19 protein-coding genes and 1 tRNA gene are annotated in these 23,722 nt (G+C 65.8%); 10 read left to right on the top strand and 10 right to left on the bottom strand.

Annotated features, from left to right (window positions below):
- Nucleotides 1-67 precede the first annotated feature (67 nt).
- The 4 genes from QF819_03495 (at nt 68) to QF819_03480 (ending at nt 4,786) form a co-directional block, all read left to right on the top strand.
- Nucleotides 68-1,306, top strand: coding sequence for a DHH family phosphoesterase (locus QF819_03495; GenBank protein MDP6802225.1), 1,239 nt, complete (start codon nt 68-70; stop codon nt 1,304-1,306).
- Between the two features lie 59 nt (nt 1,307-1,365).
- Entirely contained in the window at nt 1,366-3,228 is a 1,863-nt protein-coding gene (locus QF819_03490; GenBank protein ID MDP6802224.1) for a 2-oxoacid:acceptor oxidoreductase subunit alpha, read from the top strand.
- Nucleotides 3,225-4,250 (top strand): 2-oxoacid:ferredoxin oxidoreductase subunit beta, encoded by a 1,026-nt coding sequence (locus QF819_03485; GenBank protein MDP6802223.1) that lies wholly within the window; start codon nt 3,225-3,227, stop codon nt 4,248-4,250. Before QF819_03490 ends, QF819_03485 begins: the two co-directional genes overlap by 4 nt.
- A 170-nt stretch (nt 4,251-4,420) precedes the next feature.
- Complete coding sequence (locus QF819_03480) at nt 4,421-4,786, top strand: DUF2203 family protein (GenBank protein MDP6802222.1); 366 nt, start codon at nt 4,421-4,423, stop codon at nt 4,784-4,786.
- A 16-nt stretch (nt 4,787-4,802) separates the two neighbouring features.
- Here the strand turns inward: QF819_03480 and QF819_03475 are convergent, their stop codons facing one another.
- Nucleotides 4,803-7,205 carry a choice-of-anchor B family protein gene (locus QF819_03475; GenBank protein ID MDP6802221.1) on the bottom strand — a complete coding sequence of 801 codons (2,403 nt, stop codon included), beginning with the start codon at nt 7,203-7,205 and terminating at the stop codon, nt 4,803-4,805.
- 96 nt (nt 7,206-7,301) lie between these two features.
- Between QF819_03475 and QF819_03470 the strand changes: the two genes are divergently transcribed.
- On the top strand, nt 7,302-8,201 hold the full coding sequence (locus tag QF819_03470) for a DMT family transporter (protein ID MDP6802220.1): 900 nt from the start codon (nt 7,302-7,304) through the stop codon (nt 8,199-8,201).
- Here the strand turns inward: QF819_03470 and rocD are convergent.
- The gene (rocD, locus tag QF819_03465) at nt 8,134-9,351 is read right to left on the bottom strand and encodes an ornithine--oxo-acid transaminase (protein ID MDP6802219.1); all 1,218 of its coding nucleotides are present in this window, start codon (nt 9,349-9,351) and stop codon (nt 8,134-8,136) included. The genes QF819_03470 and rocD overlap by 68 nt on opposite strands.
- A gap of 147 nt (nt 9,352-9,498) precedes the next feature.
- Between rocD and QF819_03460 the strand changes: the two genes are divergently transcribed.
- Together QF819_03460 and QF819_03455 are read left to right on the top strand one after the other, a co-directional pair.
- On the top strand, nt 9,499-10,149 hold the full coding sequence (locus QF819_03460; protein MDP6802218.1) for an acyltransferase: 651 nt from the start codon (nt 9,499-9,501) through the stop codon (nt 10,147-10,149).
- Nucleotides 10,146-11,468, top strand: a complete 1,323-nt coding sequence (locus QF819_03455; protein ID MDP6802217.1) for an aminotransferase class I/II-fold pyridoxal phosphate-dependent enzyme — start codon at nt 10,146-10,148, stop codon at nt 11,466-11,468. Before QF819_03460 ends, QF819_03455 begins: the two co-directional genes overlap by 4 nt.
- A 71-nt stretch (nt 11,469-11,539) precedes the next feature.
- Here the strand turns inward: QF819_03455 and QF819_03450 are convergent.
- The 6 genes from QF819_03450 to QF819_03425 form a co-directional block, all read right to left on the bottom strand.
- Nucleotides 11,540-11,624, bottom strand: a tRNA-Leu gene (locus QF819_03450).
- Nucleotides 11,625-11,638: 14 nt separating this feature from the next.
- On the bottom strand, nt 11,639-12,061 hold the full coding sequence (secG, locus tag QF819_03445) for a preprotein translocase subunit SecG (protein ID MDP6802216.1): 423 nt from the start codon (nt 12,059-12,061) through the stop codon (nt 11,639-11,641).
- A complete protein-coding gene (gene tpiA, locus QF819_03440) occupies nt 12,058-12,822 on the bottom strand; it encodes a triose-phosphate isomerase (GenBank protein MDP6802215.1) in 765 nt (254 codons plus the stop codon). Before tpiA ends, secG begins: the two co-directional genes overlap by 4 nt.
- On the bottom strand, nt 12,819-14,033 hold the full coding sequence (locus QF819_03435) for a phosphoglycerate kinase (protein MDP6802214.1): 1,215 nt from the start codon (nt 14,031-14,033) through the stop codon (nt 12,819-12,821). The genes tpiA and QF819_03435 overlap by 4 nt, the downstream gene beginning before the upstream one ends.
- Nucleotide 14,034: 1 nt before the next feature.
- Nucleotides 14,035-15,045, bottom strand: a complete 1,011-nt coding sequence (gene gap, locus QF819_03430; GenBank protein ID MDP6802213.1) for a type I glyceraldehyde-3-phosphate dehydrogenase — start codon at nt 15,043-15,045, stop codon at nt 14,035-14,037.
- A gap of 135 nt (nt 15,046-15,180) precedes the next feature.
- Nucleotides 15,181-17,058, bottom strand: a complete 1,878-nt coding sequence (locus tag QF819_03425; GenBank protein MDP6802212.1) for a GAF domain-containing protein — start codon at nt 17,056-17,058, stop codon at nt 15,181-15,183.
- A 249-nt stretch (nt 17,059-17,307) separates the two neighbouring features.
- Here QF819_03425 and QF819_03420 point away from each other — a divergent pair, with 249 nt between their 5' ends.
- Genes QF819_03420 through QF819_03410 form a run of 3 tightly spaced genes read left to right on the top strand, consistent with a single transcriptional unit; the run spans nt 17,308 to nt 20,929 of the window.
- Complete coding sequence (locus QF819_03420) at nt 17,308-18,108, top strand: sigma-70 family RNA polymerase sigma factor (protein ID MDP6802211.1); 801 nt, start codon at nt 17,308-17,310, stop codon at nt 18,106-18,108.
- Nucleotides 18,105-18,902: a hypothetical protein gene (locus QF819_03415; GenBank protein MDP6802210.1), complete on the top strand. Its 798-nt coding sequence runs from the start codon at nt 18,105-18,107 to the stop codon at nt 18,900-18,902. Before QF819_03420 ends, QF819_03415 begins: the two co-directional genes overlap by 4 nt.
- Entirely contained in the window at nt 18,794-20,929 is a 2,136-nt protein-coding gene (locus QF819_03410; GenBank protein ID MDP6802209.1) for a CHAT domain-containing protein, read from the top strand. Before QF819_03415 ends, QF819_03410 begins: the two co-directional genes overlap by 109 nt.
- A gap of 32 nt (nt 20,930-20,961) precedes the next feature.
- Here the strand turns inward: QF819_03410 and rnc are convergent, their stop codons facing one another.
- Nucleotides 20,962-22,473, bottom strand: a complete 1,512-nt coding sequence (rnc, locus tag QF819_03405; protein MDP6802208.1) for a ribonuclease III — start codon at nt 22,471-22,473, stop codon at nt 20,962-20,964.
- A complete protein-coding gene (gene fabF / locus QF819_03400; GenBank protein ID MDP6802207.1) occupies nt 22,470-23,711 on the bottom strand; it encodes a beta-ketoacyl-ACP synthase II in 1,242 nt (413 codons plus the stop codon). The genes rnc and fabF overlap by 4 nt, the downstream gene beginning before the upstream one ends.
- Nucleotides 23,712-23,722 lie beyond the last annotated feature (11 nt).

Here is a 23,722-nt window from a genome sequence, read left to right as displayed (position 1 = left end):
AAGAACTGCGGACGGGACGCCGAAAGGCGGTCGACGAAGCTGGCCCGCGTGACTCTGGGGTGCTAGTATGTTCCGTCTGTTTTCGGAACTTCGTGAATGCCCGCTTCCCTTCGGGGAAACGCCGTTCACCCGGAATCACGCACGGGATCTCTTCTCGAAAGGACCGACGGCAGGAATCGTCATGAAGACCACCGAGATGAGCCGGACCCGACTGAAGCGCCTGCTCCGCGCATTCGACGGCGCCAACAGAATACTCATCCTGACGCACGACTACCCGGACCCGGACTCCGTGGCCAGCGCACTTGCGCTTCGTCGCATACTGGAGAGGCGAACCCGCGCCGAGGTGGATATCGCCTACGGTGGAACGGTCGGCCGCGCGGAGAATCAAGCGCTGATCCGCGCCGTGCGCTCCGGTCTGAAACCGGTGGAAGAGGTGGACTTCTCGACCTATTGCGGCTTCGCGCTCGTCGACACGCAGCCCCGGAGCGGAAACAACTCGCTGCCGTCCGGACGCGTACCGCAAGTGGTCATCGACCACCACCCCATTCGCCGGGAGACTCGCCGCGCCGCCTTCCACGACATCCGCACCCGCTTCGGCGCCACGGCCACCATGATGCTGGAGTACCTTCGCGCCGCCCGCCTCCGGCTGGACCCGGACCTGGCCACCGCGCTCTTCTACGGAATCAAAGCGGAGACGCAAAGCCTCAGCCGGGAAGCCTCACGCAGGGACCGCGACGCCTATGTCGCGCTTTTCCCGCATGTGGACTTCCGCAAGATCTCCGACATCGAACACGCGGGCGTCTCCCGGGAGTACTTCGGGCTGATGGGACACGCGCTGTCTCACTCCGTCCTCTACGGGGATGTCTCCGTCACTTCGCTGGGGAAGATCTCCAACCCGGACTTCTGCGCCGAGTTCTGCGACATGATTCTGCGACTGGACTCCGTGCGCTGGGCGCTCTGCATGGGCCAGGTGAACGGCATGGTGGCCCTGTCGCTCCGAACCAGGGTCCGCTCCGGCCATGCGGGACGGACCATTGCCCGGGTGGTCGGCAAGGAAGGAAAGGCGGGCGGACACGGAATGATGGCGGGTGGGATCGCCCATCTGGATCGATTCACCCCCTCCACTTACGCCCGCGCACGAGATATCCTGACGCTCCGATTCCTGGAGAAAATGGACGCAATCGGAAGAAAACCCGAGGATCTCTTGACCCCATCCCTCTCAACCGATAGATCAGGGGTGTCGAAGAACAGGGCAAGGAAGCAAGTCGTCAAGAAACTGTCTGCCTCCTCCTCCCGGGGGGCGTGAGCCGTCAGCCTTTTCCCGGGAGACCGGGGGAACCATCGCCTTGCGGCGAGAGCGGAGCTATGAACCCGACAGCGAAGGACCCCGTGCAGAACGGAGTCGAAAGCGTCCAGCGTGTGATCATCCGGTTCGCCGGAGACTCCGGTGACGGAATGCAGGTCACCGGAAACCAGTTCACCAACACCTCCGCCATCCTCGGGAACGATGTCAGCACTTTCCCGGACTTCCCTTCCGAGATCCGCGCACCCGCGGGTTCGCTGGCTGGCGTGAGCGGCTTCCAGATCAGCTTTGCCAGCATGGACATTCATACTCCCGGTGATCAGCCGGATGCACTCGTCGCGATGAATCCCGCCGCGCTTCGCATGAACGTCCAGGACCTCAAGGTCAATGCCATCCTGATCATCAATACGGATCTCTTCACGCCGAAGAACATCCAGCTTGCCGGGTACGAGAAGAGCCCCCTGGATGACCACTCGCTGGACGGCTACCGAACCATCGAAGTTCCGCTTACGACGCTCACGCGGAAGGCGCTGGAGAAGCTGGACCTTCCCCGCAAGACCGTGGACCGATGCAAGAACTTCTTCGCACTGGGGATGATGTACTACCTCTACAATCAGTCATCCGACACCACGGTCGCCTGGCTGAAAAAGAAGTTCCAGAACCGCCCCGAACTGGCCGAGGCCAACCGCCTCGCGATCCAGGGCGGACGAGCCTACTGCGAGGCCACGCATGTCTTCCAGACCACTTATCGCGTGGAGAAGGCGGAGTTCCCTCCCGGGAAATACCGCAACATCAACGGCAATACGGCCATGGCGCTCGGACTGACCGCCGCCGGGCACCGCTCCCGGCTTCCCGTGTTTCTGTCCACTTATCCCATCACCCCCGCCAGCGACATCCTTCACGAGATGGCCAAGCACAAGCGCCATGGCGTGTTGACCATCCAGGTCGAAGATGAGATCGCAGCCATCTGCCAGGCGATCGGTGGAGCGTTCGCGGGGATGCTCGCGGTCACGACCACCAGCGGGCCGGGCATGGCGCTCAAGTCGGAAGCCATGGGGCTGGCTGTGATGGCGGAGCTCCCGCTTGTGATCGTGAACATCCAGCGAGGAGGTCCCTCCACGGGTCTCCCCACGAAAACGGAGCAGGCGGACCTGCTTCAGGCCGCCTACGGGCGGCACGGCGAGGCCCCCATCCCCATTATCAGCGCACGCTCTCCGGGGCATTGCTTCTGGGCAGCCATGGAGGGGGCGCGGATCGCCATCCAGTACATGACTCCGGTCATCATTCTCTCGGACGGATACCTCGCCAACGGCGCGGAGCCGTGGAAGATCCCCTCCCCGGACGAACTCCCGGGAATCCCCGTCAAGCTGCGAACAGACCCGGAGGGCTTCCGCCCCTTCGATCGGGACCCGGAATCGCTCGCACGGCCCTGGGCCATTCCCGGCACGCCGGGCCTGGAACATCGGATCGGAGGCCTGGAAAAGGAGGACGGGAGCGGCAATGTCAGCCACGACCCCGCCAACCACCAGAAGATGGTCCAGCTGCGCGCCGAGAAGGTCGCCCGGATCCAGGATTCCATCCCCGACGCCGAAGTGGTCGGGGACCGCACCGGCAAACTCCTGATTGTCAGTTGGGGGAGCACCTACGGAGCCATCTGCGGCGCGCTGCGGCGCGGCGCGGAAAACGGTCTTCAAGTGTCCCATGTTCATGTGGACTACCTGTTCCCCTTCCCGAAGAATCTGGAGGAACTCCTGAAGGGGTTTGACAAGATCCTGGTCCCGGAACTGAACCTCGGCCAGTTGGCGCACATGCTGCGAGCGGAGTTCCTCATCGATGTGAAACAGTACAACAAGGTCCAGGGCAAACCGTTCAAGAGTTCGGAGATCCTGGATGCAATCCACCGCACGCTGGAGGACGGGGAATGACCGACCAGGCCAACGGGAGCGCTCCCCTCGTCAAGAAGGACTTCGTCAGCAATCAGGCCATCCGATGGTGTCCGGGCTGCGGAGACTATTCCATTCTCTCGGCGGTACAGAACATCCTTCCGACGCTCGGGATTCCCCGGGAGGACTTCGTCTTCGTGTCGGGCATCGGATGTTCCAGCCGGTTTCCGTACTACCTGAAGACCTACGGTTTCCACGGCATTCATGGCCGTGCGGCCGCCATCGCCAGTGGTGTGAAGATTGCCAACCCGAATCTGTCCGTATGGGTCGCGTCCGGAGACGGAGACTCGCTTGCCATCGGAGGGAATCACCTCATCCATACGCTCCGGCGCAATGTCGACATCAACATCTTGATGTTCAACAACCGAATCTACGGGCTCACCAAGGGCCAGTACTCCCCCACTTCGGAGTACGGCAAGCGCACGCGGTCCTCGCCCTACGGCACCGTGGACCCTCCGTTCAATCCGATCCTGCTGGCGCTTGGGTCGGGAGCCACTTTCGTCGCCCGCACCACCGATGTCTCAGGGCAGCATCTCAAGGAGACGCTCGCGCGGGCTCAGGCTCACCGCGGAACCTCCTTCGTGGAGATTTACCAGAACTGCAACATCTTCAACAACGGCGCCTTCAAGAGCATCACGGAGAGAGCCCACCGCAAGGACACGCAGGTGGAGCTCGCCCATGGGAAGCCGCTCGTGTTCGGCTCGGAAGAGAACAAGGGTCTTCGCTTCCAGTCCCGGGACCTTGAAATCGTCGACATTCCTGAAAGCGGAAACCAGACGGACGGCCTCTTCGTCCACGACGAAAAGGCCCCTTCTGTGGCCATGGCGTCTATGCTTGCGTCATTGCAACCCCCGGATTTCCCGCTTCCCATCGGCGTGTTCCGAGCCGTGGAGGCCCCCACCTTCGATGCGGCCATGGCGGACCAGATCGCCACGGTCACTGCGGCCGAAGGGCCGGGGAAGCTGGAAGACCTTCTTGAGCAAGGGGATGTCTGGGAGATCTAACTGGTTTGGGTGTCGGGCTGCGCTCTGCTGCGGCTTCGCCGGAGGGAGGGCGAAACGCCCGCAATCACCGACCGATCCCCCCAAAGCGGCCGCAGGATTCCGGTGAAGAGCCGGTGCGGTCCGGCCGATGCTACTAGTGTCCCGCAGACCGGCGGGCCGGGAGGGGAACGATGAGTGCATCCCAGGAAGAGCGGCGCTTTTCAATCCGGGAAGCCGAACAGGCCCTCCCTCTTGTGCGATCCATTGCGCGCGATGCAGCGGACAAGTGGAAGGAACTGATCAGAGTCCGCGAGGAGTTCGGCAACTCTTCGCCGGAACACGACCGTCTCACGCGTGAACTCTCGGACCTGGATGCGGAACTCAAGACACTCGGCTGCCACCTGAAGGACTTCGAGAGCGGACTCGTCGAGTTCCCCGGCCGGCACCGCAGGCGCGACATTCAGTTCTCATGGATGCCTGACGAGGAGGGCATCCGCTTCTTCGTGGAACCGGGATCCAACATTCGCCTCGATATCTTCTCCGAGCAGGCCCGCTAGCAGGCTCCGCGCCGAATCAGCGAACGCGCACGACCTTCTCGGACTCCACGCCTTCCCGGGTTTCCAGCCGCACGAAGTAGACACCCGGAACCGCCTGTCGCCCTTGGTCATCCCGCCCGTCCCAGCGAACGCGATGCACTCCCGAAGCCAGGCGCTCGGCGGAGAGAAGCCGCGCGACTCGACGCCCCGAGACATCGTGGACGACCAGTTCCACGGCATCGGATGCGGGGAGTTCAAACGAAAAGTCCACGCTCGAACGGAACGGACTCGGCACTGGAGCGCGAAGCAGAGACTCTGAGTCCGTCGCGGCAGACGGGATTCCCGCCGAAGTCGCGGTGGAGAGAATCTCTACATCGTCGAGTCCGGCTTCCACATAGGTGTCGCTACCTGGGTCCTCCGCCGAGAACCGGAGACGCATGGAGTCCGTCAGGGTGATCACCCCGTCCAGCGAGATGCTCACCGCGGCCCAGCTGTCCGTTCCCGTGTTCACCGTCTCCAGATTCGTCCAGGTGGCGCCGCCGTCGTTGCTGATCTCCGCCCGGAACGGATCCGATGCGGGAGTGGGCGCCCGATTCGAAAACCAGCGCTGGTAGTTCAGCATGAGTGACCCCAGCCCGGTCGCATCAAACACGGGGGAGAGCACGGAGGTGCGCCCGGTATCCACATCCGAAGTCCCGACATAGGCCCCCATCACATGGCGTTCCGTGATGTAGGCGTATCCGGTCCCGGCCTGGGTTGCGTCCTCTTCGGGACCGACGATACCCAGGAAGTAGCTGCCGAGAGGAATCCGCCGTTCCCAGAATCCGTCCGTTGCGTCATCGGCGGGGTCTCCCACCGTCCAGCCCTGATCGACTTCGAAGTCGTCCTGGAATCCCGAGGCCAGTTCCGCGAACACATCCGTCACGGTCCCCTCGGTGACCGCTGCGGGAATCTCCGTCACCGCCAGCCCGAAGCGCGCCACGCGAAGCCCCCAGGTCTGTCCCACCGGAAGACCCGGCACGAGAATCTCCCCGGCGGCGTCCGACACCAGTCCGTGAACGGGGGTCCCCGGGATATCCATCAGCACCCCTTCCGCAGGGGCGCCGCGGTATGTCAGGTGAAGCCGCGCCGCCCCGTTCGGGGACGCGCTCAGCAGTACATCGTGGGTCACCTGCGAGTGCCCGGGCATGGCCACAACGGTCGTGTCCGGTACATAACCGAACCGCGTGGTGATCACCGTGTAGCTCCCTCCGGAGACCGCGCCGGCATAGGTGCCCGCCCCTCCGGTAGAGAGTGTGAGCCCGTCCTCCAGGAGGGTTACCGTCGCGCTGTCCAGAACGGCCATCGTTCCCGCGTCACGCACGACCCCGGAAATGTCCGCGGCAAAGTCCCCGACGAACTCAAAGATGAACAGTCCGTTCTGGCGATCCGACGCGTACACGATGTTGTCGTCCCGGAAGCAGTAGATGCCCCAGTCACCATTGAACCCGCTGGGCCTTGTGGAGGTGTCGAAGTACCCCACTTCCACGGGAGCGGTCGGGTTCGTGACATCCACGATTCGGGCTCCGCGCGTGTAGTAGGAGATGTACGCCATGTCGTCACGGAGCAGAGCATTGTGGATGATCCCGTTGGGGTCCGGCTCCCACTCTCCGGCAAGCGAGATGTTCGAGAAGTTGGAGATGTCCCAGATCTTCAGGTGCCCCCCGCCGACTTCATCCGTGGTGATGCAGTGCGACTCATCCGCGGTCGGCCACCCGTTGTGTGTGAATCCGTCCGGATAGAAATGCGAAGCAATGGTCACCGGCTGGGATGGATTCGTCACATCAATGATCCGAAGCGCGCCCGAGTAGATGTTCCCGGCATAAGCTCGACCGTTCCCGACATACAGATCGTGGATGTAGTACTGACTGAAGAAGTCCAGCTCTACCGGATTCTCGGGGTCCGCAAGCGACAGAATGTGCATCCCCCCGCCCGGGGCCGCCCCGCAGCAATAGGCGACGCCCTCGGGTTCGTCGATCCAGATGTTGTGCGCGGTGGTCATTCCGGCCGCCGTGTAGGTGGTGACATAGACGGGGTTCAGCGGATCCGAGAGATCCACAATCTGCATGCCCGTCCCCGCGCCCGATCCTTCCGTGACGATGTACGCATAGTTGAGGTATGTCTTGATGTCTCGCCAGACGGAACTGGGACCGGCCAGGTCGAAGATCTCGACCGGGTTGTCCGGGTCCGTCGCGTTCACGAAGGCCGTTCCCAGATCGTAGCCATAGATGGCCAGTTCCGTTCCGTCCGGGGCCGTGTACCCCCAGCAGTCATTCACGCCGGGGTGGACATTCTGATGGCTGCGAAGGACGGTGTTGTAGGTATCCCACGCGAACGAGGGACACGGCGCAAGGCAAGACAGGGCGACCGCCAGAGCGGCAAGAGAGATGTTCCGATGCATACTGGGTTCCTCAGGATGGCTGCGATTTCCGGGATTGCGTACAAGGATGTCCATAATAGCACGATCGGAGCCTGAAATCCTCAAGGAATGCGCCTGATGCCCCCGACCGCAGCACTCCTCCTCGTTTCCTTCCTCTGGGGCGCCACCTTCGTGGCGGTCAAGGCCTCTCTGGACCATGCGTCGCCACTGCTGTTCGTGGGAATGCGGTTTGCGCTGGCCACGCTGGCCACGCTGCCACTCCTGCGTCACCGGGGCCCCGAAGTCCGGGCGGCGCTTGTTCGCGGCATCGGGCTGGGCGTGGTCCTCGCCGGAGGCTACTGCACCCAGACGCTGGGGCTGGCCGTCACCACGCCGGCCCGGTCGGCATTCATCACCGGACTTTCCGTCGCACTGGTTCCAGTCTGGTCAATGCTCCTCACCGGCCGGAAACCCCGCCCCCTCTCCATGGCGGGACTGGCACTTGCCGTACCCGGGCTCTGGATTCTCACCGCCCCGGAGGCTGGTTCATGGAACCGGGGAGACTCCTGGACGATCGCCTGCGCGTTCTTCTTCGGGCTTCATGTCGCGCTTCTGGGGAAGTACGGCCGCGACTACGACCGCGCCGGGCTTCTCGTCTCGCAGTTGGGGGTCACCGCGGCTCTCGCGCTCCTCTTGTCCCCGCTTGTCGAGACTCCCCGCATGGAACCCGTCCCCGTGCTGCTGACGGGGCTGGCAACCACCGCGATTCTCGCCACCGCCTGCGTGGTCTGGCTCCAACTCCGCTACCAGCCGAAGGTGGAGCCGACCCGCGCCGCACTGGTCTACGCCACGGAGCCGCTCTTCGCGGCGGGGTTCTCGTGGGTGCTCCTCGGCGAGACGCTGACGCCCACCGCGTGGCTCGGCGGAATCATCATTCTCGGCGGCATGGTGCTCTCCGAAGCGGGCGCTCTCAGCCCCTCTTCCCGGACAGTACCTCCACGATCAGCGGGACCGCCCAGTCGATCTCCTCCGGCGTAATGCAAAGCGGCGGCGCGATCCTCACCACCTGCTCATGCGTCTCCTTCGCGAGAATACCGCGCTCTTTCAGCGCCTCGCAGTAGGGACGCGCGCTTCCGGCCGTCTCCTTCACCTCGATCGCGATCCAAAGCCCCACTCCGCGGATCTCTTCCACCACCTCCGACGGGACCTCGGCCAGCCGCTCCATGAGGTACGCGCCCATCTCCCGCGAGTTTTCCACGAGGTTCTCTTCGCGAAGCACGGCCAGCGCCTCCCGGGCAACCGCGCAGCCAAGCGGATTCCCGCCGAAAGTCGATCCGTGATCCCCCGGCCGGAAGACCCCCATGGCTTCGCTGTCCGCCAGCACCGCGCTCACCGGGTAGAAGCCGCCGGAGAGCGCCTTCCCGACAATCAACGCGTCCGGCCGGATCCCGGCGTGCTCGTGCGCGAACAGCTTCCCGGTCCGTCCCAGTCCGCTCTGGATCTCGTCGGCAATCAGAAGCACCCTGTGTTGCGTGCAAAGCTCCCGCACACGCTTCAGGTATCCGTCCGGCGGAATGATGATCCCCGCCTCGCCCTGAATGGGCTCCACAAGGAACGCCGCCGTCCGCGGAGTGATCGCCGCCTCCAGTGCGTCCGCATCTCCGAACGGAACCACCGGGAAGCCGGGCGTCAATGGCCCGAAGCCCTCGCGGTACTGCTCATCCGTGGAGAAACTGATCACGGTAGTCGTCCTCCCGTGGAAGTTCCCCTCGGCCACGATGATCTCCGCCTGATCACGCTCCACACCCTTGACCTCGTACGCCCACTTCCGCGCCATCTTGACGGCGGTCTCCACCGCTTCGGCGCCGGTGTTCATGAGCAGCACCTTCTCGAACCCGGCCACCTCGCAGAGTTCCTGACAAAGCGGACCAAACTGGTCGTTGTGGAAGGCACGCGAAGTCAGCGTGACACGCTCCGCCTGAGACCGGAGCACCTCGAGAATCCGCGGATGACAGTGTCCCTGATTCACCGCCGAATACGCCGCAAGCATGTCCAGATACCGACGGCCTTCCGGGTCCCAGACCCAGACGCCCTCCGCGCGTTCAATCACGATCGGAAGAGGGTGGTAGTTGGTGGCGGAGAACTGGTCTGCAAGATCAATGAATCGGTCAGTGGATCCGGTGGTCATGAGTGACCCTCCTACGAACAAAGCCCGCGCGCATTCGCCCGGCATTCCCGGGCGGAGCGCAAGATATCAGACAGACCGGGCCGGGGAAAGCGGAAGCACATCCCACCGAGGCGACACCCGTTGCCTTCCCCTGCCCTCACGCGTACCATGGGCGGTCCTGGAATCAGCGAGGAGGGAGTCGTGGCAAGTCCTGCCGGAGTGTTCGTTCACGCGCGCGGTCTCTGCGATTCAGACACCGTGGGAGAAGGCACCCGCATCTGGGCCTTCGCCCATGTTCTCCCGGGAGCCGTCGTCGGCCGGGAGTGCAACATCGGAGAGTGCAGCTTCGTCGAGGGAGGTGGCGTCCTCGGAGACTTCTGTACGGTGAAAAACGGAGTCGCGGTGTGGGACAAGGTCACCTGCGAAGACTATGTCTTCCTCGGACCCAACGCGTGCTTCACAAACGACTTCCTCCCGAGATCCGCATTCAAGAAAGACCCGGAAACGGAGTTCCGATCCACGCTGATCCGAACGGGAGCCACCATCGGCGCCAACGCCACCATCGTCTGCGGCATCACGATCGGCCTGCACGCCATGATCGGCGCCGGCGCCGTCGTAACGAAGGATGTCCCGGACTTCGCGCTGGTGTACGGAAGCCCCGCCCGGCATCACGGCTGGGTCGGACGGTACGGAGAGAGCATCTCCTTCGATGATCAGGGACGCGCGGAATGCCCTCGCACCGGAGACATCTACCGACTCGCGGAGGGGATCGTCACGCTCGAGCAGGAGGGAAGTCCTCCGGATGGAGAGTCCGCATGACCGCCTCGAAAACCCCGGACAGGAATCTCACGCACTTCCTTCCCGGTGACGACGCCGCGCAACCCGGCCTGTCCCGGTATGCGGACCGCGTAGAGGGCTCCACCATCCTTCGGATCGCCGCCGAAATCCGCGCGATGCAGGGGCGTGGAGAGCAGGTGCTCAACCTCACGGTCGGGGATTTCCGGCCGGATCAGTTCCCGGTTCCTGAAGCTCTGGTGGACTACATCGTAGAGGCACTGCACGACGGGGAAACCAACTACCCACCCGTCGACGGCGTTCCGGAACTCCGGGAGCAGATCCGTGTGCTCAACCGGGACGATCTGGGACTGGAGTACCCCATGGAGAGCGTGCTCGTGGCCGGAGGCGCGCGCCCCCTCATCTATTCCACCTACATGGCGGTGGTGGACCCGGAGGACTGCGTGCTGTATCCCGTTCCCTCGTGGAACAACCACCACTACGCCTATCTCTCCGGCGCAAACGCCACGGCGCTTCCCGTCTCTCCAGACCGGAACTTCCATCTGGACGCGGAAGCCATCGAACCGTGGATTCAGCGCGCACGCCTCCTGTGTCTGAACTCGCCGCTGAACCCGACGGGCACCTGCATTTCGGAAAGCGCGCTCGGCGGGATCTCCGAGGCCATCGTACGGGAGAACTCCCGGCGGGAGGCCATCGGGCAGCGTCCGCTTTATGTGGTCTACGATCAGGTATACCGCACGCTGACCTATGGAGACTCCAGACACCACACACCCGTGGGGCTGGTCCCGGAGATGGCGCCCTACACGGTCCTGGTGGACGCGGTGAGCAAGGCCATGAGCGGCACCGGGCTGCGCGTGGGGTGGGCTGCCGGACCGCCGCATCTCATTGCGAAGATGCGGGAAATGGCCGGGCACTACGGGGCCTGGGCGCCGCGCGCGGAACAAGTGGCCACGGCTCGCTTCCTGAAAGACCGCACCGCGCTCTCCGCGCACCGGGTCTCCTTCATCGGTCAACTGCACGACCGTCTGGATCGCATCCACCTGGCGCTGGGCGACATGGCCACCGCCGGATGTCCCGTGGAGCACATCCCGCCGCAGGGAGCCATCTACCTCTCCGTGCGATTCGACTTGGTCGGAAAGCGGGTGGCGGGCCGCGACATCCGGACCAACGAAGACATCCGCCGACTTCTGCTGGAGGAGGCCGGGCTGGGTGTTCTTCCCTTCCAGGCTTTCGGGATGGAGGGAGACACCGGCTGGATGAGGATTTCCGTCGGCGCGGTCAGCCCTTCGGAGATCGATGCGGGCATGGTGCGTCTGAGAGATGTGCTGACCAGGGTGGAGTAGCCCACCGGGTGCTTCCGCACAGACAGAACGAAGAAAGGGCGGCCGGGTTTCCCCTGACCGCCCTCTTCTCATGGTGCCCGGGGCGGGACTCGAACCCGCAAGGGTTGCCCCACACGGCCCTCAACCGTGCGTGTTTACCAGTTTCACCACCCGGGCACTCGGATCAGACTCTACTCTCCGCCCGCACTCTCTCCCCCGTCGGTGGAGGCGGGTTCTCCCGCGCCGCTCCCCGCACCCGGCGCCGGAAACGAGGGTGCCACCGGGGTTCCTGTGCCATCGCCTCCCAGAGGCGCGCCCGTGGCGGGTGCCGCTACCGGAGCGTTCTGAGCCGCCTCCCGGGCGACGATGCTCTCCGGCCCGTCTCCTCCCCCGATACCGATCAGCGTCAGCACCAGGGAGGTCACCATAAACGAGGCCCCCAGGATGGTCGTGGCCTTCGACAGGAATGTGGCCGCGCCTCGTCCACCAAACACCGTGGCCTCCGCGCCACCGCCGAATGCGCTCCCCCCCGCGAGCCCCGTGCCCTTGGAGGACTGGAGAAGCACGGCGAGAATCAGGCCGAGACAGACAATCACATGAACTCCGAGAATCACTCCGTACATGCCGCACCCACGATGGTAGTGAAGTCGCTGGCCCGGAGGGCCGCCCCCCCGATCAGGCCTCCGTCAATGTCCTGCCGGGACAGAAGGTCCGCGGCGTTGTCCGGCTTCATGCTCCCTCCGTAGAGGATGCGAACGGAGCCCGCGGGCTCTTCGCCGAACAATGTTTCAACCTCTGCGCGAATCCGCGCATGCACCTCCTGAGCCTCTTCCGGCGTGGCCGTCTTCCCTGTACCGATGGCCCAGACCGGCTCGTAAGCGAGGATCAACCTCCCGACCTCCGGGGCCGGCAGACCTTCCAGCGCCCCGCGCACCTGGCCCAGCACCACCTCTGCGGTGCGGCCTGATTCGCGTTCCTCCAGGGTCTCTCCCACGCAAACGATGGGGACGAGGCCCGCTCCACGAGCCGACTCCAGCTTTTCCCGGACACCCGAATCGGTCTCTCCGAAGAGCTGGCGACGCTCCGAGTGGCCGAGTATCACGAAATCGCAGCCGAGGTCAACCAGCATCGGCGCGGAGACCTCTCCAGTGTACGCCCCGGACGGGGCGGAATGGGCGTTCTGGGCGCCCATACGCACCCCGGACCCTCCCAGCACCTCCCCCACCGCCGCCAGTGCCGTGAACGGCGGGCATACCACCACATCCACGCCCCCGGCCCCGCCGCGAAGCGAGTTCACGATCTCCCGCGCGAGCGCCCGGGCCTCTCCCGTCGTCTTGTGCATCTTCCAGTTCCCGCATACGAATGGCGTTCTCAAGAGTTCACCTCCGTCAGGGCCGCCACGCCGGGAAGGAGTTTCCCCTCCAGGAACTCAAGGGACGCACCGCCTCCCGTCGATACATGGCTCACTCGATCCGCGCACGCGGCCTTCGCAATGGCGGCGGCGGAGTCTCCCCCGCCGATGATCGTGGTCGCTCCGAGGTCCGTCGCCTCGGCCATGGCACGCGCAATGCCCAGCGTTCCCTCTGCAAACCGATCCATCTCAAAAACACCCATGGGCCCGTTCCAGAGGACGGTTCGCGCGCCGAGAATCACCTTGCGGTACTCCGCCACGGTTTCCGGGCCGACATCCAGCATCCAGCGATCCACGGGGATCTCGCCCACGGGGACGACCGACGCATCCGCATCGGCATCAAACGCCGAAGCCACCACGCCGTCCACAGGAAGCCGAAGGTCCCGGCCGTTCTCCGAGGCCCGTGCGAGAAGCCCCTTCGCCAGCCCGATCCGGTCCTCCTCCACGAGGCTGTTCCCCGTCTCCAGCCCGAGCGCCCGGAAGAAGGTCCCGGCCATCGCCCCGCCAATGAGAATGGAGTCCATCCGATCCAGCAGGTTCTCCAGCACATCCATCTTCCCGCTGATCTTCGCGCCCCCGAGAATGGCCACGCACGGCCGCTCCGGGTCCGTCACGGCGCCTCCCAGAAACGCCAGCTCCTTCTCCAGCAGAAACCCCGCCGCCGCCTGTTCAAAGTGCGCGGCCGCGCCTGCCGTGGAAGCGTGTGCGCGATGCGCGGTCCCAAACGCATCACTCACGAACAGATCCGCCAGCGCGGCGAGACCCTTCGCAAAGGACTCCTCGTTGGCGGTCTCCTCTGCGTGGAATCGCAGGTTCTCCAGCAGGAGCACCTCCCCGTCGCCCAGTTCGGCGGCCAGCCGCATCACCTCCGGCCCGACGCAATCCGGCGCCATCGCGACCGGCATCCCCAGTTCCCGCGACAACTCCCCGGCCACCGGCGCAAGGCTCAGGTCCGGCACGACACGGCCTTTCGGGCGACCCAGATGCGACATCAGGATGACCCGCGCCCCGGCCTCTGTCAGGTGGCGGATGGTGGGCAGGCTGGCCCGAATCCTCGTCCCGTCCGCCACCGCTCCGTGCGCGAGCGGCACATTCAGGTCGCATCGGACGAGCACCCGCTTCCCGGAAGCGTTCAGATCCCGGACGGACAGCCGACGAGCAGAGGAGGACACCATGTCAGCCGGAAATCCCCTTCGCCATGCGCAGCGTCATTTCCGCCAGACGATTGGAGTAGCCCCACTCGTTGTCGTACCAGCTCACCACCTTCACCAGCGTTCCCCCGATCACCGTCGTGCACATGGAATCGAAGATGGAGCTGTGCGGATTCCCAATGATGTCCACCGAGACAAGCGGCTCGTCGGAATACTCCAGCACCCCGCGAAGCTCTCCTTCGGCAGCGGACTTCATGGCCTCGTTGATTTCCTCTGCGGTGGTTTCGCGCGAAAGCACCGCCGTGAGGTCCACCACCGAACCGTTCGGTACCGGAACGCGAATGGCCATGCCCGTCAGCTTTCCTTCCAGCTCCGGAAGCGCCTTGGACACCGCAGCCGCCGCGCCGGTCGTGGTGGGAATCATGCTGACCGCAGCGGCACGCGCACGACGCAGGTCCTTGTGGGGAAAGTCCAGGATCCGCTGGTCGTTGGTGTACGCGTGGATCGTCGTCATGAGGCCGTGCTCAATCCCCCAGGTCTCGTGGAGCACCTTCGCGACGGGAGCCAGGCAGTTGGTGGTGCAACTGGCGGTCGAGACCACTTCGTGGCCAGCCGGATCCACCATGTCATCGTTCACGCCGATCACGACCATCACATCCGCGTCCTTCGACGGCGCGGAGATCACCACCTTCTTCGCGCCGGCCTTCAGGTGCAGCGCGGCCTTCTCGCGGGCGGTGAAAAGCCCCGTGCTCTCCGCCACGACATCCACACCGAGCTCTCCCCAGGGGAGCTTCCCCGGATCCCGCTCCGACAGAACGCGCAGCAGGCGACCCTCGACTTCGATGCCCCCGTCCACCACTTTGACATCCTTGCCGAGACGACCGTGGACCGAGTCGTACTTGAGCAGGTGCGCCAGAGTCGCGGAGTCCGTCAGATCATTCGCGGCGACGATTTCGACATCCGGGTTGGACATCAGGACGCGATAGAAGTTTCGGCCGATGCGACCGAACCCGTTGATTCCGATCCTGACTGGCATGTGAAGTTCCTCCCGGGGCGCAGCCCCGTCCGACCCGGCCCGAAGGGCCCGGAAACTGTGAAGACCGGGCCGACCGCGTGCGCGAGGGCGACCCATTCAAAAGGCGATTGAGGTTACTTCCTGACCCCGCGGGGGTCAAGAACGGGAGTCGCTCGAAGCGATGCACCTTCCGGGAATCGTGCCCGCGCTCTCCAGAAGCTGAAGGGACTCGTCCGCGAAGGTGTCGACGGCCGTTCCTTCAACCGAGACCACGCCAACCACCCGACCGTCATGTCGAAGTGGCGCGGCCGCACTGAACGGAGCCGGACCTCCCCCGGTCGCGGCGGGAGCCAGCACGATGGCGTGATCCTCCGCCGCCGCCCACCCCACCAGCCCCGTTCCGACCGGAGCCGACACGGATCCCTCGGGAACCGCCGAAATCCCGGCCGCCGCCCGCAGAACAAGCCGGTCACCCGAAGGGTCCAGCGAGTAGATCGCGCACGACTGCGTACCGAGCCCGGACGCAAACCGCTCGGCCATCCGCTCCAGCCGGAGAGCCAGCCCCTCACCCGACGCGGCAATCGCCTCCAGGTCCGCCTCCAGCGAATGCTCCCGGGTTCCCCTCTCCGCGCGCTCCAGCAACAGCGCGCGTTCCAGAAGCGGCCCGGCCCGGCGGCCCAGCGCGGCAGCTTCTTCGAGTTCGCCACGGTCCAAATCCGGCGCAAGAGGTGAGGAGCGGAAGTTGAGAACACCCAGTATCCCGGTGGCCGTTCGAACAGGGACACACACGGAAGAGGGAATGGTCGGCCGGTCGGGGTCCAGATCGAACGCCGCGTCCGCGACCTGCCCGGTGAGAAGAAGTGGCTCCCCCCGATCCGCCACCCTTCCGGCGATCCCTTCGCCTCGAAGCCTCCGGGATTCCTGAACGACCGTCGGCGGCAATCCTCGCGACGCCACCACACGAAGCGCTTCCCCTTCCTCGTCGAAAAGCATGAGGCTCCCGGAAGAGGCCCCGATCCGCTCGATGCCCATGTCGACAATCTGCCCGCCCAGCCGGGCAAGATCCGACAAGAGCTCCGCCGCCGCCTCGAGTCGTTCGACTTCGTCCATGGGAGCCGGGCCTTTCGCGGGCTGCTCCCCGGATGGAGGTTCCTCCGCGGCGGGTTCCCCGGGTGCGGCAGGCAAGGGGTCCTCCGCAGCCAGTTCCTGTGGCGGCGACTCCACCAGCACCTCCGGCGCGGCGCAGGTGCGGTCGAGGAAGGGGTCCGGTTCCACGAGGAACTCCTCCAGGTCGTCGCGACGGACACGGGGCACCGCGCTCAGCCCGAGCGAGTCAAGAGAACCCTCCAACCCGTCGCGTGCCAGCACCACCGCATCCGGCGGGGTCTCCAGCGTCACGGAGAGGTTTCCGGAGATCGCGGGAATGCCCAGATCCTGCGCCAGCGAAAGCCCGGGAGCCTCCGCGTCGGGGTCAAAGACCATGGCGATGGCCATGCGGCGAACCCGGTAGAGCAACCGGAGCGCGGGAATCTCGTTGTCACCGGCACCCAGAAGAACCACCCGGATGGCGGGAGCGTCCGCTTCAATCAAGCTGTCCTGCACGGGAGCGACCTCCTCTTTCGAGGACCGCCCCATCCTACCCTGTCCCGGGGGGGGCGTGCCTTCCTTTGCGCGGGAAGCCGTCTCCTCCCCAATGGAAGCCTCGGGAACCGGTTCCTTCAGCGGGACTTCCGCGACCCAGAGGAGAATCCGCCGGTAGGCCGGGTCCTCGGTGTCCCACGCCGCGGCCCTGATACGAACCCGGGGACCGCCCTCCGCAGGCGCGGCCACTTCCACCGACCCGACTCCCTGGTCGAGCAGATCCGTGAGCACCGCCCCTACCGTACGGTCACTCCCGTCATCCACCAAGATGTCGATGAGCGGATGCTCGGCCAGCGATGCGCCCCGCGCCTGATTCGGCTCGTCGAATCCCAGGAGGCACGCCATCGCGCGGTTCGCCGAGCGAACGCACAGGCGGTCGTCCAGCACGGCCATGCCATCCGGAGCCAGGTCGAGCAGCTTCTCGCTGAACGCGAGAAGATACGCCAGACCCTCCTCCCAGGGCGCCGCGCCGCCGGGGGGGTTCTCGTGGTCGATGTCAGCCTCCGGGCCGAGGTGTCAGGACACTCCAATCCTGATCAATAATCGGCGGAACCGCGCGTGGACTTGAAGGAACCCACGGAGATGCGTGCGCGGCACCTGCCTCCGTGCTAGCCTTTGAGCCTCACGGGTCCGGAGGAGTTCGTGTCGAACCATCGCCCCCTGTCCGGGATGCTGAAAAGCTTGGAAGGCATGGAAACCCGCCATGACGGCGTGGCGATCGGAGAAGTCGTGGACCTCCTCGGTTCCGACGCGCCGCGCGGCTGGCGTCTCTTCGTCGAGAAATACTCGCGATTCGTCTATTCGGTTTCGCTGAAGTTTTCCGGCGGTCTGGACGACCCGGAGGAGTTCGCCGCAGAACTCTACCGACGCGTCTTCGTTCGGCTGGAGGCCCGGGACTTCGCGCTCATTCGGGGCTTTCGAGGGCAATGCGAGTTTCGCACCTACCTCTACCGGGTGATCCAGACGGAGCGGTTTCGGCTCTTCAGACGGCGTGGCGTGGAGAGAGGCGGCAAGGACATTCTGGAGCGGGAGGCTCTCCTTTCCGTGGAAGCACCCAAGGGAGACTCATTGGATCCGGGGAAGAGCCCCCTCCCCGACTGGAATCACGGAGTCGGGCGGAAAGCAGCGCGTGAGGCGCTGGAGGCGTTGGGGGAGGAGGACCGCCGAATCCTCACTCTGCGCTTCGCCGGAGGGCTGAAGCTCCGGGAGCTCGCTGAAGTCCTCGGAGCACGAGACACCAACGACGCCGCCTACCGGCTCCGGAAGGCGCTGGGACGGTGCCGGGCCTTGACGACCGCGCGTTCCTCCCCGGAATGGGACGAAAGCGCGTTTCACGGAGCGGCCGACCAGTTCCGGGAGGCGCTTTTTGCGGCAAACGGTATTCAAAACGCGGGTGAAGAGGTGTCTGATCATGGAGAACAGGGAAAGGACCACCAGCCATGACGCACGACAGGAACCAGCCACCCGGGAAGGCCCTCTTTCGAGATCTCGAAGAGGAAGCGCTGATCCTGACCGATTGGGGCCGGGGGGGCTCTGCGGACCCGTTCACGGAGGGCGCAGATCTTCCGGAAGCGGTCCTCGGACTGCTGGACGGCACCCCATCCGGCAAAGAAGCGGAAGCTGCCCGGACGCTCCTGGCGTCGGATCCGGACCTCGCACGGAGGTTCGGGGAACTGGTGGCGGCGCTTCGCGAGACGGGCGGCTCTGTGGACGCACACGATGCGCCCGCGGCACTTCTCCGCGAGGCCGTCGAGAGAGTTCCCGCCGTGGCGGATTCCCCGGCGCGACGCTCCTGGTCGACATCGCTCCGCGAGATGATGTCTCTGTCGCCCGGATGGACGGTCGCGGGAGTCGCCGCGACGGCCGCCTTGGTGCTCTTCTTCGTGCGATCCGCACCGCTGGAACACGAGACACCCGCCTACCGCGCCGCCCGTTCGGGCACGAGCGCTGTCGTCCTGCACACTCCGGAAGACGGCGGATTGGCCTCCGGGCCGGTGACGCTGTCCTGGGAACCGGTCGCGGGCGCGGTGGAGTATCGCGTGGTGCTTCACGACCTGAAAGCCGGGAAGATCCTGGAGGCGGGACGCACCGGCGGAACCACACTCCTCATCGACCCGGAGTCCCTTGGATGGCTCGAAAGCGGAAGCGGCATCACCTGGGTGATTCATGTGCGCACGGCCGATGGCTCGCATGCGTCGTCGGCGCCGTCCTCCTTCCGCTGGTCGCCCTCGCGCTGATCGCACTCCCCGCGGAGGCGGAAAATCCGGCGCCCGCGTCGGATGTGCTTCGCCTCTCCGATGAAGCGCTCGACCTCCAGTCGCGCGGGTTTCCGGCGCGGGCGGAGCCTCTTCTTCGCCGCGCGGCCCGACAGGCTGCGGGCCTGCCTGCGAACCACCCCGATGCCCCCACTGCTCTTGGACGATGGGCATACTGGCTTCTGCACGACGGCATCTGGGAGAGCGCCGCTGCCGTCGCATTGCGAGCGGCCGACCGCGCGCGCGACCTGGGTGACACGCCGGAGGATCGCGCCGAAAACGCACGGCGGGAGGTCTGGTACCTGTGGATCCGGGCCGATGCATGCCGCCTGACAGGAGACGCACCCGGCGCGAGGGAGGCACTCCGCCGCGCGTGGAGCCACATCGAGGCGGAGGCCCCACGCGGGATGCCCGAAGCGGAACTCGCGCTGGTCGAGGCCCTTCTGGCGCTGGACGACGACCGCCCCGGGGACGCGCTGCCGTGGCTCGACCGCGCAAAGGAGCTTCCCTCGGCGGACCCCGCGGGCGGCGCACTCCAGATCGAACTGGCCCGGGTGGAGGCGCTGGCCGCATCAGGCCGCCGGGCGGACGCGGAACGAAGTCTGGCCGCTGCGCACACGCTGGCGCGAACCGCCGCCGACCGCGCCGATGTCCACCAGCGGGAAGCGCTGACCGCGCAGCTCGCGGGGGAGCCGGGACGCGCGTGGGCGGCCGCGCACCGCGCCATGGAGTTCGCCCGGTCGTGGATTGCGGACGCTCCCGACGCCGGGGAGCAAGCTCTTCGGCAGCGCCGGACCCGTCCCTATCTGGAGACCCTCCTCGACCTCGCCCTTCACTCGCCCGCCGGGTCCGGTTTCGCCGAAGACGCACTGGCCCTGACGCTGGGCTTCCCTCCGCCGGCGCTTCGCCCGGGGGAGGCGCTCGTCGCATGGCACTGGGGCGGCGCCCGCGTCCTCGGGTTCCTGCGCGAAGGGCCTTCGGGGTCCGTCCGCCCGTTTTCCGCAGGCGCACCGGAAGAACTTCGCGAGTGGATCCTGCTCTACCGCGCGTGTCTCGCGGACCCGGCGCGATCGGAGGACGCTCACCGCGTCGGCCAGATTCTCTCGAAGCGTCTCCTTCCCTTCGCCGAAGCACTACTTCCGGAGCGCATTCTTGCCGCGCCGGACGGGATTCTGGAAGGGCTCGCGCTGGCGGCCCTCCCGATCGGCGGGCTCGCGGAGCCCCTGGGGATCCGGTGTTCGGTGATCCGCATCACCTCAGCGACCGTCACCGAGCGCCCGGCGGATGACTCGGTGCTCCTGGATCTATTGGTGCTCGCCGCTCCGTCCCCTCCCGCCGGAGCGATCCCTGCCACGCAACTCGTCGGCGCGGAAAGAGAAGGCGCGCGCATTGCAGCCGAATCCCCCGACGCGGAGGCCCTCTGCGGAGAGGCGGCGACCGAGGCGCGCCTCTCGGCGAAGCCCGCCGCACGAATACTGCACATCGCCGCACACACGGGTTCCTCCGGAGGGGCTGCGGGTCTCCTGCTGGCTCCCGGTGCCGACGACGACGGGGTCCTGACGCCCGCTGAAGCAGCCGCGCTCCCGCATCCGCCGCGCCTGGTGATCCTGTCGGGATGCGAGACTCTCCTCGCCGATGTCCCCGGGCGCCGGGCCGTCGGGGACATCGGCACCGCGTTCCTGATGGCCGGTGCAGAGACGGTCGTGGGGGCTCTCTGGAAAGTGGACGATCAGTCCACGACTCGGTTCATGGAACGGTTCCACCGGAACCTGCGCACCGGCGTGCGCCCGTCCGAGGCGTTGCGGGAAACTCGGAGGCAGTGCGCGGAGTCACGGCGGAAGTCGCTGGCGGACCCGTTCACATGGGCGGCATTTGTCGTGCGCGGGCGGGATCTTCCTCCGGGAGCCGCGCCTCCCCCCCGACCGGGCCGGAGGGGAGCGTGGTGGCTCGGCGTACCCGTCGCCCTCGTGGCGGGGGCGGTGCTTCTCCGACGGAGAACCACCGGCTGACCCCCCACCGGAGGTCGCCCTCCCGGCGAGAACTACCGGCGGCGGGCAGCCTTCTTCTTCCGCGGCACAAATGCCACGGGCTCTTTCTTCGCCTCTTCCGGCGCGGGCGACGCCGGGGCCTTCGGCTCCACCGGGGGATCGGCGGGCGAGGACGCTTCCGGCTTGTCCACAGATCGAACGCGAGACTCCCGCTCCCGAGGCGCGGGGGCTTCTTCACGACGGGAAGTCCGGCGGCCGCGGTCCGATGTCCTCTCAGGCTCTTCGGCGGAAGAGGGCGTCCGGGGTTCCTCTTCGCGGGTCGGTTCGGACATGCGCGTGCGCGACGGACGCTTCCTCGCAGCGGCCCGCTTCTCCTTCAATGCACGCGACTCTTCCTCTTCCAGGCGCAACTCTTCCTGCCGCGACTTGCGCAGTCTCTCCCGCGAAGCGTGAACTCCGTGCGCAGAACCTTCCGCAGGACCGCGCCCCGTAAGGTCACGATCCTCCCGCTCCCCATTCGCCCGGATGGGCTCCTGCGACCTGCGCCTCCCCCGGGGGGACCTGCTCCCGTCGCCGCCGGATCGGCGGGACTCATCCCGACGGGTGCCGCCACGCGACCTGTCCGACGGCCTGGAGTCGGACGGCGCTCGCCGCCCTTGGTTGGACTCCGCGGAAACCGTTCGCTCTCCGCGTGAGCTCTGCGCCCTCTCGGGTCCACTCCTCGAACCCTCCCCGCCGCGAGTGCGTCTGCCGCGCGCTCGTCGTCCGCCCCTTCGGGAACCGCTCTTCTGAAGGTGGGTTTCCAGCGCGGCCCGTGCGGCCGCCTGTTCCGCGTCCTTCTTGTTCTGACCGCGACCCTTTCCCCAGACTTCGTTTCGAATCACAACTTCCACCGCAAATTCCTTCTTGTGCTCGGGTCCCTTCTCGGCACGAACCCGATACACGGGATGCGGCAGGTGGTGCCCCTGCACATGCTCCTGAAGGAGCGACTTGTAGTTGATGTGCGCCTCGTCCTCGCAGATCTCGTCGATCTGTGCCAGGAGAAACGCTCGCACGAAGTGGTTGGCCGCGCGATAACCCTGATCGAGATAGATCGCCCCGATCACGCCCTCGAACGAGTCCGCAATGATAGAAGTGCGGTCGCGCCCTCCGGTGTCCGCCTCTTCCTCCGACAGAAGAAGAAACTCCCCGAGGCCGACCTCCCGGCTCACGCTGGACAGCACTTTGCGGCTGACGAGCAGCGATTTCATCTTCGACAGCGCACCTTCACTCCGCTCCGGGAAACGCGTGTAGAGGAACTGACTCGTGGACAGCCCCAGCACGGAATCTCCGAGAAACTCCATTCGCTCATTGGAGTCGTTTCGGGAGCCGGAGGTGATGTGGGAATAGGAGCGATGTGTCAGCGCCTGCTCCAGAAGCGACAGATCGTTGAAGTGAACGCCGATCCTTCGCTGGAGCTTCTTCAGTTGCCGGACCCTCTCCGGAGACGGGCCCGACCTGCTTCCTGAAACGAGCTTTCCGACGACGGACCAGCCGCGGCGGAACATGGAATCTTGTTTTTTCATAGTTTCCTGGTTGCCAGTGTCACATTGTGTCCACCAAAGCCCAGCGAGTTGGAGAGCGCGGCCCCGACATCTGCGGAGCGCGCCTCGTTCGGAACGCAATCCAGATCACAGTCGGGATCCGGGTGGGCATAGTTGATGGTCGGCGGGATGCGGCCGTGGCGATGAGCGAGGCAGAGTATCATGAACTCCACGCCGCCCGCGGCGCCCAGCAGATGTCCCGTCATGGATTTGGTGGAACTCACGGCGACGCCGGATGCACTTTCGCCCAACACCGTCCGGATGGCTTCGGTCTCCAGACGATCGTTCAGCGAGGTGGAGGTTCCGTGGGCGTTGATGTAGTCCACTTCCCCGGAATTCATCCCGGCATCCTCCATGGCCCGAGCCATCGCCCGCGCCGCGCCTTCCCCGCCCGGGGAGGGTGCGGTCATGTGGTGGGCATCGGCCGTACAGCCGTACCCCACAATCTCGCAATAGATGGAAGCGCCACGCGCCTGCGCGTGTTCCAGTTCCTCCAGGATGACTACCCCGGAGCCTTCCCCCATCACAAAACCGTCCCGCTGAGCATCAAACGGGCGGCTGGCGACCTGGGGGTCGTCGTTGCGCGTGGACAGAGCCTTCATAGAGCCGAACCCCGCCACGGACAGGGGAGTAACGGGAGCCTCTGCGCCCCCCGCGATCATCGCGTCCGCATCGCCCCGGGCGATCACACGGAACGCGTCCCCGACCGCGTTGGCACCGGACGCACACGCAGTGACGGGAGAGCCGCTCGGCCCCTTCGCCCCGAACCGGATGCTGACCATGCCGGTGCCCATGTTGATGATCATCATCGGAACGAAGAAGGGGCTCACCCGGCCCGGACCCCGTTCCGTAAGGACGGAATGCTGCTCCTCGAAGGTCAGGAATCCGCCGATGCCGGACCCCACCATCACCCCTACGCGAGCAGCGTTCTCTTCTCCGATTTCCAGACCGGAGTCATCCATGGCCATCTGGGAAGCCGCCACGGCGAACTGCGTGAAGCGGTCCATCCTGCGAACTTCCTTCCGGCTGATGAAGCTCAGCGGGTCGAAGTCCCGAACCTCCGCGGCGAATCGGGTACCAAACCCCGATGCGTCGAAGCTGGTGATCGGCCCCGCACCGCTGACGCCGTTCAGAAGGTTCTCCCAGGACTCCTGCGCCGTGTTCCCGAGCGGGGTCACCGCCCCGACTCCGGTCACGACTACCCGTCTTTCGCCTTTCATTCGATCCCCTT

It is taken from the genome of Gemmatimonadota bacterium, assembly GCA_030747075.1.
Taxonomy (GTDB): domain Bacteria; phylum ARS69; class ARS69; order ARS69; family ARS69; genus ARS69.
The sequence above is the reverse complement of the archived record's forward strand: the minus strand, read 5'-3'. Positions and strand labels throughout refer to the sequence as shown.

Excerpts from the sequence above, each read along its gene's own strand:
- QF819_03425 (MDP6802212.1), bottom strand. The coding sequence starts at position 17,058 with ATGGCCGTGCTGGACGACCGCCTGTGCGTTCGCTCGGCGAACCGCGCG.
- QF819_03455 (MDP6802217.1), top strand. The coding sequence starts at position 10,146 with ATGACCGCCTCGAAAACCCCGGACAGGAATCTCACGCACTTCCTTCCC.
- QF819_03410 (MDP6802209.1), top strand. The coding sequence starts at position 18,794 with ATGGCTCGAAAGCGGAAGCGGCATCACCTGGGTGATTCATGTGCGCAC.
- QF819_03480 (MDP6802222.1), top strand. The coding sequence starts at position 4,421 with ATGAGTGCATCCCAGGAAGAGCGGCGCTTTTCAATCCGGGAAGCCGAA.
- QF819_03490 (MDP6802224.1), top strand. The coding sequence starts at position 1,366 with ATGAACCCGACAGCGAAGGACCCCGTGCAGAACGGAGTCGAAAGCGTC.
- fabF (MDP6802207.1), bottom strand. The coding sequence starts at position 23,711 with ATGAAAGGCGAAAGACGGGTAGTCGTGACCGGAGTCGGGGCGGTGACC.
- QF819_03485 (MDP6802223.1), top strand. The coding sequence starts at position 3,225 with ATGACCGACCAGGCCAACGGGAGCGCTCCCCTCGTCAAGAAGGACTTC.
- rnc (MDP6802208.1), bottom strand. The coding sequence starts at position 22,473 with ATGAAAAAACAAGATTCCATGTTCCGCCGCGGCTGGTCCGTCGTCGGA.
- QF819_03495 (MDP6802225.1), top strand. The coding sequence starts at position 68 with ATGTTCCGTCTGTTTTCGGAACTTCGTGAATGCCCGCTTCCCTTCGGG.
- QF819_03415 (MDP6802210.1), top strand. The coding sequence starts at position 18,105 with ATGACGCACGACAGGAACCAGCCACCCGGGAAGGCCCTCTTTCGAGAT.
- gap (MDP6802213.1), bottom strand. The coding sequence starts at position 15,045 with ATGCCAGTCAGGATCGGAATCAACGGGTTCGGTCGCATCGGCCGAAAC.
- QF819_03475 (MDP6802221.1), bottom strand. The coding sequence starts at position 7,205 with ATGCATCGGAACATCTCTCTTGCCGCTCTGGCGGTCGCCCTGTCTTGC.
- rocD (MDP6802219.1), bottom strand. The coding sequence starts at position 9,351 with ATGACCACCGGATCCACTGACCGATTCATTGATCTTGCAGACCAGTTC.
- QF819_03435 (MDP6802214.1), bottom strand. The coding sequence starts at position 14,033 with ATGGTGTCCTCCTCTGCTCGTCGGCTGTCCGTCCGGGATCTGAACGCT.
- QF819_03460 (MDP6802218.1), top strand. The coding sequence starts at position 9,499 with ATGGGCGGTCCTGGAATCAGCGAGGAGGGAGTCGTGGCAAGTCCTGCC.
- QF819_03470 (MDP6802220.1), top strand. The coding sequence starts at position 7,302 with ATGCCCCCGACCGCAGCACTCCTCCTCGTTTCCTTCCTCTGGGGCGCC.